An 11,618-nucleotide genomic window follows, 5' to 3' on the forward strand; every position below is an offset into this window, starting at 1 on the left:
TTGTCGAGAAAGCCAGGGTCTGTTGCCGTTTCATCGCGGCTCGGGATGAAAGGACGACAGTCCTTGGGGGCATGATCAATCCGCCCGTACGTTTTCTGCATAAACAGGGGCGGCAATCGGATAGCAAAGGAGTGCTGATGATGGTCGATTCAAAAACAACAACGGCTTTAGATGACAATCAAAAAGAGCGTATCGCCCATGGGCTGGCGGGCAGTGGACCCGATTCGGAGCTCGACGCAGACCTTGCTCTGGCAGAGGTGACGGGCGTTGTGGACCCTGTCGATGGAACGCTGAACAAAGATGTCCTGCTCGGTGAGTTTCTTGAGGTCACCTTGCTTCAGTGGGCAGGACTGGTCACTGATCCGGGCGACTTCGATACTTTTTTCATCGATTGGGCCATCGGTGCAGAGGCGGAGACGGACGCGTTTAAAGAGGTGTTTAGCGATATCATTACCGCACCGGTGGCTCCTGGCACCTTTCCCAAGAAGATCCAGATTCCGTTGAGCAGTTTGATGCAAGGCCTGGAAAAGCCTGCAGACGGTACTTACAGTTTGCGCTACCGGATCAGACAACCGAATGATCAACAGACCACCAGCCCGTCGATCAACCTGATCGTCGATACCACGCCGCCGGGCGGGCATTCTGAGCCAGAGCAGATGATTCTGGATACAGATCAGTTGACCCAGGCGTATCTGGATGAACATCCGGACGGTCTGGTCGGCACGCTGCCTGACTATTACGACTGGGCGCCTGACCACAGGGTAGCTTTCTATTACGTCGGCAATCCGTTGCCCGAAAAACCCGAAGATCTGCCGCCTCCGGTCGATGTCGTTAACCTGCCCGGCCCGACTAACAATACGCTGAAATTCCCGGTTTCGGTCATTGGAGCGTCCAGGGACGATGCCTACTACATCGCCTACTTTCTGATCGACAAGGCCACCAACCGCACTCCGCTCTCCAACTACAAGCGCATAGACGTAGCGCTGGGACTGTTGCCCGACAACCTGCAAGACCCCGTCGTGCCATTGGCAGAAAATGATAACTTGATCGACCTGCCTGACGCAGGAATCGGGGTCCAGGTATCGATCAAGTCGTTCGATAACTGGAAGCCGACCGACCGTATCGAAGTCACCTGGGGCGCAGGAATGCTGAGATCCGAGGAAGTCGGCAGCTATCCAGAGTTTCCGCTTTTGATCAGGGTCCCTGGTGAGGTTCTGCGTGCTCAATACAATTTAGCGACTGGCGGTGACCAGGCCACTAATGTGAGTTATCGAATCCTGCGTGGCATTCTCCCTTCCGCAGTGAAAAGCACCAGCGTCAATGTCAATTTCTCCACTATCGGACCTGATCCCATAACCGATCCTGTATGGCCGGATCCAGTCAACGATGCGTTGCCGCTGGTCGAGGTCCGTGGCAAGACTTCCGATTCAGCGAACGTCCTGACAGCAGCGGATAAAGGCGAGGCTGCCAGGGTCCTTTTCAAGCTGTATATCAATCTTCAGCCGGGTGAAATGATCGATTTCTACTGGGGCACAAGGCTCACTTCATCGGCCACCTACACCGTACTGCCTTCAGACGCAGCGGGTTCCGATCGTGAGGTTGAAATACCCTGGGATGATATCTTTGCGGAAGGCAATCGCGTTGATTTGCCGGTTCATTACCGCATCCATGCGCCCGGTTCAGCAAACACCCAGCACTCGAAAGAGACTCTGGTCAACGTAAGCGCCATTGTTATCACCCCGGACGCACCGCTTTTCGAGGGCACCAGTACAAGTGGCTGGCTGAACTGCGATTCACTCTTCGCCAACGGCATCGGAAATCCGGCTACGGGTGAGCCGGGGATACGGGTCCGCGTTCCGGATCTTTCGAAATATCTGTCGGACGGTGAGACTGTTACTTTGCACTGGTACGCCTCTACAGGAACTACAGGCGACGCTCTTATTCCGGGCACAGAAAAAGAGGAGGCTATCGTGCTGGGAGCCGACCATCCGGCTACCGGTTTCACCTGGCTGGTCACGCCCTACGCGACACACATTCTGCCTGTCTATAATCCTGCAAGCGGCAGCCCGAACGGGAGCGCGAGGATCAAGTACTCCTTCATCATGAGCGGCGCAACCGAAACCATTACCTCGTTGGAAACCACCGCCCGGGTAGGGATGTACGACGCAGTTGGGGCGTGTCCTATCGTGTTCAAGTCACGTAAACCGAAGAAAAAGTAAGGAAGGTCGCCGGTTCAGGGTGCCTGCGGCAGGCGGCAGGCACCCTGTGGGGTATAAGCAGGCTCAGGTTGCTCCCAAACGATTTAGGAAGGCCGGCGCGTACCGGGTCATGTCACCTACGCTTATTGGTATTTTCCCCGACGATCTTCTGCTGTCAGAACCTCCCTACGTTTACCTAGGAAACGTCCTACAGAGCATTCGGTTGGATCCCCGTAGTCTTTCGGCCTCTCTCCCGAGACCGCTTTCGGGCAGTCTTCACGGGGTTCAACCAGGTTTACCTCAAGGTAATGCATCGTCATGAATGCTCCATTCGTGCTGCGTCCGCTTTCATGGACATTGAAAACCGTTATTTTTCTCTCTCCCTTGCTGCCTGGCAGTCATGCCTTTGCGCAAATCCTTGTCAACACGCCGCAGACCATTGATGCAACAGGTCCGCTGGACAGCTATCGGGTTGTCAGCACCGGAAATCTGACGGCCAACGGCGCGACAACCCTGCAAATATCCACGATCACCGGGGCGCAGCTGACGCTCACTGGCAGTCAGGTCAGTGCAGGCACCAGCTCTTCAGCCGTCTCGTTGACCGGGGCAGATGCGTTGATTGTCGGCAGCGCCCTGACAGGTGGTGCGGATGGCCTGGGGATGGGCAATGAAAGTGCACGACTGGTCGGTTCCACTGCCACCGTCATCGGCAGCACGATCACTGCCACGAATCGCGGGATAAATGCTGGCTCGCTCAGCAACCTGACCCTGGAAAGTACTTCGGTGACGGCCACCGGCACCAATGGCAGAGGCATGGAGATGTTTGACTCCACGGTGAAGGCGTCCGGCAGTACCCTCACCGGGCAGCAATATGGCGTGCGCTTGCGCGCTGACCCGGCCGTACCCTCAAGCAATTTGTTGGTCCTTGAGGGAACCCGGGTCGAAGGTATCACCGGGTCGGCGCTGATCGTCGGAACGCCCACCGGTGCGCCCGCGACTGCCGATATCCAGGTCAACAATGGTTCTACGCTGACCGGCGGCAATGGCAAGATACTGGAGTTGATCAACGGCTCAACGGCGCAGATGACCGTGGACAACAGCCATCTGCAGGGCGATGTATCGGCGGGTGAGGGCAGTACCGCCAGCCTGTCACTGCAAAATAACGCGACCCTGACCGGACGCCTGGAGAACGTATCCAGCCTGTCGCTCAGCAGCCGAGGCCAGTGGGTGATGGTCGAGAATGGTCAGGTGAATGAATTGTCCATGGACGGCGGATCGGTCAGGTTTGGCGATGCGGCCTCGTTTTACACCTTGTCGCTCGCCAGCCTGTCGGGGAATGGTACGTTCATGATGGACGTGGATTTCGGTGGCAAGACCACTGACTTTCTTGACATCACGGGCAGTGCGACCGGCAGTCATACCTTGCTTATCGGTAGCACGGGGGCTGATCCGCTCAGCGATACCAGCTTGCACGTCGTGCATGCGGCAGCCGGCGATGCCAGCTTTTCGCTCTCAGGCGGCGCAGTGGACCTGGGCGCCTGGTCCTATGACCTGATCAAACAGGGCGATAACGACTGGTATCTGGATACCGCCACCCGGACCATCAGCCCGGGAGCACAGACTGTCATGGCGTTGTTCAACACGGCGCCGACTGTCTGGTATGGGGAGTTGAGCACGTTGCGTTCGCGCATGGGGGAGTTGCGCATGGACGAGGCCCGTTCCGGCGGCTGGATACGGACCTACGGCAACAAATTCAACGTGGCCGACGCCTCGGGCTTCGGATATCGGCAGGTTCAGAACGGTGTTGCTCTCGGCGCAGATGGCAAGCTGCCTGTGGGGTCGGGACAATGGCTGGCGGGTGTGATGATCGGGCAGAGCTCGTCTGACCTCAGCCTGGATCACGGTGCCAGTGGCAAGGTCGACAGCTACTCGCTGGGCGCTTACAGCACCTGGCTGGACAGCGAGAGCGGCTACTACGTCGATGGCGTGATCAAACTCAATCAGTTCAAAAACAAGGCCAGAGTCAATCTCAGCGATGGTTCCCGCACGCGCGGCAACTACGACAATCTGGGTGTTGGCGCGTCGCTGGAACTGGGTCGGCACATCAAACTGAACAACGGTTATTTTCTTGAACCCTATACCCAATTGGCGGGCCTGGTCGTTCAGGGCAAGGACTACGCACTGGACAACGGTATGCGCGCTGAGGGTGACCGCAGCCGGTCGCTGCTCGGCAAGGTCGGTACGACGGCGGGGCGCAGTTTCGATCTGGGCCAGGGACGTACGCTGCAACCTTACGTGCGGGTTGCCGTGGCTCACGAATTCGTCAACCGGAACGAGGTCAAGGTCAACGACAACGTCTTCAGTAACGACCTCTCCGGTTCCCGTGGCGAGTTGGGGGCGGGCGTTTCGGTGTCACTGTCTGACAACCTGCAGTTGCATGCTGATTTCGATTACAGCAATGGCGATGCCATTGAGCAGCCATGGGGCGCCAGTGCAGGCTTGCGTTACAGCTGGTAGCGACAGCGAAGCGGGGGGCTGATGCTTGATCGATGGCGCTGATGCGCCAACGGTCCTATCACTTGTGCCAGTATCCGCAAAAAAAAACAGGGTGTTAACTGACGGGCATGGCGGTCGGCAAACGGGTCGGCCACCGCTTTCTCCTACTGGAGGCCTGGCTCATGTCTGTCATTTCAAAGTGGATCGAACGGATCAGAGTCCTCTTCTGGCCGGCTTCAAGACGCAAGAGCATGCTGCTTGCGCCGCCTGTGATCGCCGAACTCCTGCCTGACGTACCCGGCGGTGAACCCAATCTGCTTCCCAGCAGTGCCTGGCTCGTGCCGTTGCGGGTCGATTTTCCCATGTGGCAAAACTCCGAGCCCACTCCGGGCGACCCTGAGTATCTGCGCGTGTACTGGAATGACCTGCTGTTGGAGGAGAAGGTCTGGACCAAACCTGTACAGCCTGTCGATCTGTTCATCATGATCGCGCAGCAATACCTGGGCGAAGGCCAGCATCGACTCCGTTATAGCGTCGAGACCGCCAATCAGGTGCAGACCGAATCCGAAACACTGGCCTTTGTCATTGATAAAACGGCACCGGTATTCGCAGACGAAGGGGCGCTGATTTTTCCGGAAGAAATCATCAGGGATGGTCTTACCTCGGCCTGGCTGGACTCTCATGGCAACACCGTGCTGGCCGAAGTGCCCGCGTATTTTTCGCCGAGCGCCGGGGATCTCATTATCTGGTACTGGAGCAGTACGCTGACGGGCTCGGAGCACACCGGAACCCTGACGCTTGAAGCGTCCGACATCGGTAGCACGATCAATATTGCCTTCGACAAGCAAATGGTTCTCGAGAGTGGCGATGGCATTCGTTATGTGTCCTACAGGTTGAAGGATCGCTCGGGGAATGCCGGGCCCCGTGCGCTGGCTGTTTCGCTGCTGGTGCGTGCTCAGCCAGTACCGCGTGTGCTGCCACCCCCGCGGGTTCAGAAGGCGTCAGGCTCGGCAAGCGCCAGTACGCTCGATCCGTTGGATGCCTATCAGGGCGCCGTGGTATCGATACCTGAGAGTGCCGTGATTGCTCCCGGTGACACCGTCCGCGTCCAATGGGCCGAGCCCGGCAGTGTGGGGGCCTTTCTTACGGAGGTAGCAGACTCGAGACTGTTCAACATTCCTTCCACACAGATTGCCCAGCATTTCGGCAAGTCGATCCCCGTTTATTATGAGGTATTCGAAAAAAGCGCCGCCCCGCCTTATCTTTCGGACCTGCATACGCTGAGTATCATGGTCATGACAGGCTTTCCGGTGGTGCAGTGTGACAAAGTCTCCGGGGGGCGTCTGAGCCTGCAGGACATTGCAGAGGGAGGCTACGCACGGTTCACGCTCGACAGTTGGTCATTCATGGGCACTGACCAGTTCCTCACCATCGAGGTGCATGGTGTCAGCAGTGCTGATAATCAATTGTTGATCGTTAACGTTCTGGATGAATACCCGGTGCCGCGGGTGGACGATAAAATCGACGCCGGTGTTATCAGCAAAACGGATTTGAAGGCATTTAATATAGGCACTCAGCTCGATGTCCGGGTGCGTGTGAGTTTCGACCAGACGCTCTCCTGGCAGTCTTTTCCTTCGCTCAGACCAACGTTGTACCCCTGAGGAGGAGGTCATGGACCGCCAGTTGGCAGTCCATGATGCATTGCTACTTGTAGGTCATCGTGAAGCTGAGGGCTCCTTTGGCCTTGCCCGGCCGGATCGCGCTGCTGGCCTGTGTCTGATAGAAGCGGGCGTAGAAGTTCAGCACAACGTTACCGGGTGTGATCGCCATGATTGGCACTTCGGTCTGCAACTCCATGGGCGTGACTCCATCACCTTTGAGAACCTGAATCCCCATGCCCTTGGCGTCCGAATCGCTGGTCAGGGTGAAAACCCCGCTGCCGACAGGGCCCTCGGGGACCGAGCCTTCGACACCATCGAGCTGGATATGCGCCGTTGCCACGAAGCCGTCACCCGTATAGGTCTCGCAGTTGCTCAACGCAATACTGAATGGCACCGCAGGTGTGGTGAAACCGGGACCGGTGAAGTCAGCGCTGTCCCACTCACCCAACTGCACCGTGTCGGCACTGACCGGATCTGCACCGACGCTGCACTGTGCCTGAAGTATTGTGCCGGTTAGCCCGAACTTCATGATCCTGCCAAGCGTTGTCACGCTTCCGGAGAACAGTTCACTGCCATTGAGCACATTGGGGCCGGAGGGAATCGGTCCGGTCTTGACCAGCGTGACATAGTTGTTCAGATGAAGAAAACGCAGGCTCGTGAGCATTTTCTCGTGGTCGTTGAGGCCGATGAACGGAACGGAGGCGCTGCCACCTACAGGCGTGAAGCAATTGGGGCAGTTCCTGTCATACGGAAACTCCAGTCTTACCCGCACCCCGACGCCCGGAATATTGGTTTGCAGTATCTTGCCTGTGAGGTCTTCCCCGTTTATAGGGTCCACCGTGCCCGGAAAGATCGGAGCCGTTGCCGTAGCGTTGAATTCCAGAAGCGCCGTGCCGTCATTTTTGCAGGCCGCCTCCAGGCCTGCCTGGTCTGGTGTGGCGTTAAGCATATCGATGCTGCCGATAAAGGTACCCACTGCGGCGTCTTTGGGGACGTAGAGCGTGCCGATGTCGCGCCGGTAATCCTTTATTCCCGGTGAGGAAACCCAATAACAATCGTTGCTCGGTGTGTCATCCGGTTCTTCGGAGTAAGCCGCAGCACTATAGCTGGTCCCCAACAGGATCAGACTGGGGAGCAGGGCATTCAATGCAGTGTTCATGGAGTGATTCCTGAAATAACAATGTCGCGGACGGCTCAGATCTGATGTCACTGGGTACACGTCATGTCTTGCATTCGGTAACCCTTGGCCAGAGGCATGCCCGCGGGGTCTATGTGCAGACGACACTGAGGGTCGCTTTTCTCACCCCAGCGGACATCGAGGATTTGGGCCTGCATGCCGGTAGACAGCAAAATCTGCCCGCCTTGCCCTGCGATGCCCAGGATGTTGCCCTGCGCATCGCTGACCTGGGCGCCGAATGGCAGCGGCTTGCCACTGTCAGTGGTTGCATTGATGACCAGGCGCGTCACCTTGCGCGCAGCGAAGGTGGTCTTGATCACGGCCCCCCTGGCAGGTACCACTTGAGTACTGGCGTTATCGATTTCCACCTCGGGCCCCAGTCGGTCGGTTTGCAAGGTGATCGGGTTATAGCGGTAGGGGCGCAGATAGGGCATCAATGCGTAGCCGCGACTATTGGTCCTGACACCGGTAGCGTTCTGTATGCCAACGCCGGGTGTATCGGGTACTTCGATCAGGGCGATGGTGTCGCCCAGATTCGGGCCGAACTCGATGCCGTCCGCATGCAGCAACAAGGCGCCACTGACGTTGACTGATGCACTTCGATAATCATTGCCCTGGGTCACGCCGGCGCCGAGGCTGGCGAAGGGCGCCTGATAGCCTGCCGCAAGGCCTGCACTTTGCTGTTTGCCGTCATCGTTGCTAAGACTGGCGTGATAATTGACGCGGTTTTCATAGAAGCTGCCGCTCAGGCTGCCCCGTTGACTGTGGCGATTGGCGCTGCTCTGCAGGTCGAGTGTGGCATTACTCGAATGGCCGGTGTCGAGGGGCATCGAGATACTCAGGCCGAACTGCCGGTCGTTGCCGCGGCTACTGTCTACGCTCAGTGACTGTGAGGCGTAGAAGTTGTAGGTGATCCCGGCACGATGGGTGTTGACGTTGAGTTGAAATTGCCGCTGCTCGATATCGCGGCCCCAGTAATCCTGTTGCGACAGCGTCAGACCTACGCTGCTGCGTGCGCCGATTCTTTGATGAATCGAAGTTTCCAGACGGCTTCGGCGGCTGCCTGTGAACGTAGCGTCGTTGCTGCGCTGACTGACGGCTTCGTCGAAATCCCGATAGCCTTCGGTGGAGTAGCGATAACCTGCGAAGCGCAGATTGGTATGGGTAGTGAACGCCTTGCCATACTTGATGGCGTAACTCATGCCCTGCACGCTGGACCGACCGGTTTGATCGATATTGGCGCGTGACCGGGTCACATCGAACGCCATTGCCCCCAGCAGGCCCATGTCCCGCGACACGCCCAGTGCAGCGGCGTGGTAGAAGTCGCTGGTCATCAGTCCGCCATAAAGGGTCGAGTTCCAGCCTGTTCCAACGGCCAGAGTGCCTTGCCACAGCCAGGGATGCTCGGTGGCGTAGGCGCCGTTGAAGCGGCCCAGGGCTGTGCTGTATTTCCAGACGCCTTCGCGCAACAGGTTGCTGATAGTCGAGTAAGGTTGGGTAAAGCGCCGGACCTGACCATCGGCCTCGGTCAGCACGATCTCCAGTTCGCCGCTGCCCGCCGTGTTCAGGTCATCTATTTCATAGGGGCCCGCACTGACATACGTGGAGTAGATCGGGTATCCGTTCTGCAGCACTTCGAGTTTGGCCCTGCTTTGCGCCACGCCACGAATCACCGGTGCGTAACCCTGCAGGGAATCGGGGAGCATCTCCTGATCGGTTTTGATCAACCCGCCCTTGATCGGCACGCTCCGGAAGACATCGCCGCCGGTGTAGGTTTCACCCAGGGTCAGGTTAGCGTGCGTGCCGGGCAGGTCTCGCTGTGCATGAGCGTAGGCTCTGGTCCATTCGCGATGTCCCTGTGCATCCTGGCGCACGCTTTGATTGCTGCGCAATCGCCATGATCCCAGGTTGATACCGGTGTTTAGGTACAGGTCTGCGCTGCTGCTGGTGCCTGTCTCCCTGTGGGTCGTCTGTTGCGCCGAGGTCTGGTAATTGATGAAGGCGGCGTTGATGCCGTAATCCCAAAGCGCCGGGTCCACTCGACCGTTGGCATCGCGGCGCATGGCGATCTGCGGTATCGAGATCGACAGTTGCAGTTTGCCGCCGTCGAGTACGACCCTGGAGTCCGGAATCAATTGCCCCAACGCGACACAGGCGACTTGCAACGAGGCCGGGTCGGCCAGACTGTCGAGGCGTACGCCGATCTGCTCCAGCAATTCCGACGACAGGCAGGGCAGCAGGCCGTTGCCTTGCGGGTCGGCATCGAAACGGATTTGCCGTTGGCCGAAATAGCGCATATTGACGTGGATTTCTACCCAATGGTCGCCTGGCCCGAGGCTCTCGACAACTGACAACTGGTTCAGCACGCTGGCCGCGGCCGCACTGTCATAGTCCTGGCCCTGACGCAGGAAGCCGGACTGGAAATTGACAGGGGTTGCCGCCTTGGTCAGTTCCAGCGGAACGGTCACGCTGCCGCACACAATCAGCACCTGCATAAAACGCAGGCGCACCGGTATGAACCCGGAATCGGGTAATAGGGTCATGTTCAATGTCCTGGGGATGAAGCGTGCCAGCGCTGTTTCAGTCAGTCAGCGTGGCCGTAGCTGTCTGCGGCTGGCTGTAGCCGCCGTAATCGTTGATCGCGGCAAACACCACCTGCAGGCCCGGTACCGCTTTCGTTTCGTTGAGCGTGTAATGGCGAGAGCTGAACGGGCCAAGCATGGCGACTTCACTGACCTTTTCAGTCCTGCCACCGCCGGAGACGTCGAGGCGAATGAACGACACATGAAAGGGCGTCGGATTCATGGCGGTCAGCTCTGCCTTGCCGGCAATCTGCCGGACCGACCATTGCAGGTCCTTGAGGCGGGCAATGGGGTTGTCAGTCAGCAGAACCGGGCGATAAAACAGTTTGATACGGGTACGCAGGGCAATATTCAGTACATTGCCTTGCGAAGAGTCGGCTTGAGGTATTTCCTGCACGTTAAAGTAGAACAATGACTCACGATCAGAGGGCAGGTCGTGGGGCAGGCCATTGATCTGTACCTGTTGTTCCTTGCCCGGATTAAGGCGGAAAAGTGGCGGCGAAGGTGCGAATGGAACGACGGTGACAGTGTCGTCTGCCTCCGTATTTACCCAGGTCTGCACCGCGAACGGGCGATCACTAGGATTGGATATGACCACCGACGTACTGCGCTTGTCGCCGTCGAACACTATACGCGTTGCGTTGACGGTCAGTGCTGCCTGGCTGGCGGGTATATAAGCTGCGCATATGAATAACATCATGCACCCCGCGAGGGCAGGTCTTTTAAAAGCCTGTTGGCAAATCATGGAAAGTTACCTTGTACGTTCAGATCCGAACGGACCTGAACGTAGTGAAGATGCTTCACGTGAAAAGACTATTGATCCTTACACAGTGAGCGAGTGGGTCGATGTATCAGTTGATCGCGACAACAAACTGGACATCCGCCGAAGCAGCACCGGGTTGAACGGTAGCCAGTGTCGAACGGTAGTAGGCGTTGAACACCATGTCGGTGACACCCCCCTCGACCAGTGGATAAGGCGCCGAGGCGTCGCCTGGTTTGATGGAGGTACCGGTCTGGTCCTTGATCACGATCGCAACGCCCTTTGCCCCGTCGACAGTAGGGGTGACGCCGAAGTAGTCGCCGCTGCTGTCAGGGGCGCCGATGAAGGTGACTTTGGCAGTGTTCGCGGCGCCGCCAGACGTAAGACCGCAACTACCGTCGTCATTGACGCGCAGGGCAAAGCTCTTGCCAGACAGTTCGTCACCGATGCCGGTGAAACGGTTGGCTTCGATAGAGCCCATGTTCACCACGTTGCCGATAGAGCCATCGCCCGGATTGACCACTTCGATAGGGCAGGTGGTGGCGGTGATCTTGCCTTCGAAACGGATGGTGCCGGGGCCGGGGTTGGCGGATGCGACAGTGCCGGTCAGTGTAGTCGCCAGAGCAAGGCCCAATACGGATAGCATTTTGTTCACGATTAAAACCTTATAAGTATTAAAGTTGCAGGACTAAAAATGTAACTATTAATGGTGTCTTGGTAGACGGTTTGTGTTGTGTGTCATGA

7 protein-coding genes are annotated in these 11,618 nt (G+C 57.8%); 3 read left to right on the forward strand and 4 right to left on the reverse strand.

The features are described from left to right. Positions 1-140 precede the first annotated feature (140 nt). The 3 genes from LCH65_RS11550 (at position 141) to LCH65_RS11560 (ending at position 6,355) form a co-directional block, all read left to right on the forward strand. Positions 141-2,219 (forward strand): hypothetical protein, encoded by a 2,079-nt coding sequence (locus tag LCH65_RS11550; protein WP_161437879.1) that lies wholly within the window; start codon positions 141-143, stop codon positions 2,217-2,219. Positions 2,220-2,516: 297 nt separating this feature from the next. Continuing rightward, on the forward strand, positions 2,517-4,715 hold the full coding sequence (locus LCH65_RS11555; RefSeq protein WP_058415984.1) for an autotransporter outer membrane beta-barrel domain-containing protein: 2,199 nt from the start codon (positions 2,517-2,519) through the stop codon (positions 4,713-4,715). Between the two features lie 107 nt (positions 4,716-4,822). Continuing rightward, positions 4,823-6,355 (forward strand): hypothetical protein, encoded by a 1,533-nt coding sequence (locus LCH65_RS11560; protein ID WP_058415985.1) that lies wholly within the window; start codon positions 4,823-4,825, stop codon positions 6,353-6,355. A gap of 43 nt (positions 6,356-6,398) precedes the next feature. On the opposite strand, the gene LCH65_RS11565 is transcribed toward LCH65_RS11560, so the two are convergent. The 4 genes from LCH65_RS11565 to LCH65_RS11580 form a co-directional block, all read right to left on the reverse strand. Continuing rightward, complete coding sequence (locus tag LCH65_RS11565) at positions 6,399-7,514, reverse strand: fimbrial protein (RefSeq protein ID WP_003366756.1); 1,116 nt, start codon at positions 7,512-7,514, stop codon at positions 6,399-6,401. A 47-nt stretch (positions 7,515-7,561) separates the two neighbouring features. Further along, a complete protein-coding gene (locus LCH65_RS11570) occupies positions 7,562-10,075 on the reverse strand; it encodes a fimbria/pilus outer membrane usher protein (RefSeq protein WP_058415986.1) in 2,514 nt (837 codons plus the stop codon). A 37-nt stretch (positions 10,076-10,112) separates the two neighbouring features. Then, entirely contained in the window at positions 10,113-10,859 is a 747-nt protein-coding gene (locus tag LCH65_RS11575) for a molecular chaperone (RefSeq protein ID WP_032609410.1), read from the reverse strand. 106 nt (positions 10,860-10,965) lie between these two features. Continuing rightward, positions 10,966-11,529, reverse strand: coding sequence for a fimbrial protein (locus tag LCH65_RS11580; protein WP_003366760.1), 564 nt, complete (start codon positions 11,527-11,529; stop codon positions 10,966-10,968). Between the last annotated feature and the right edge of the window lie 89 nt (positions 11,530-11,618).

Origin of the sequence: Pseudomonas sp. MWU16-30316, from assembly GCF_020515645.1 — a bacterium.
In the GTDB taxonomy this organism is placed as follows: Bacteria; Pseudomonadota; Gammaproteobacteria; order Pseudomonadales; family Pseudomonadaceae; genus Aquipseudomonas; species Aquipseudomonas cerasi.

Coding starts and splice junctions, on each gene's coding strand:
- LCH65_RS11550 (WP_161437879.1), top strand. CDS start 141: ATGGTCGATTCAAAAACAACAACGGCTTTAGATGACAATCAAAAAGAG.
- LCH65_RS11555 (WP_058415984.1), top strand. CDS start 2,517: ATGAATGCTCCATTCGTGCTGCGTCCGCTTTCATGGACATTGAAAACC.
- LCH65_RS11560 (WP_058415985.1), top strand. CDS start 4,823: ATGGCGGTCGGCAAACGGGTCGGCCACCGCTTTCTCCTACTGGAGGCC.
- LCH65_RS11565 (WP_003366756.1), bottom strand. CDS start 7,514: ATGAACACTGCATTGAATGCCCTGCTCCCCAGTCTGATCCTGTTGGGG.
- LCH65_RS11570 (WP_058415986.1), bottom strand. CDS start 10,075: ATGACCCTATTACCCGATTCCGGGTTCATACCGGTGCGCCTGCGTTTT.
- LCH65_RS11575 (WP_032609410.1), bottom strand. CDS start 10,859: ATGATTTGCCAACAGGCTTTTAAAAGACCTGCCCTCGCGGGGTGCATG.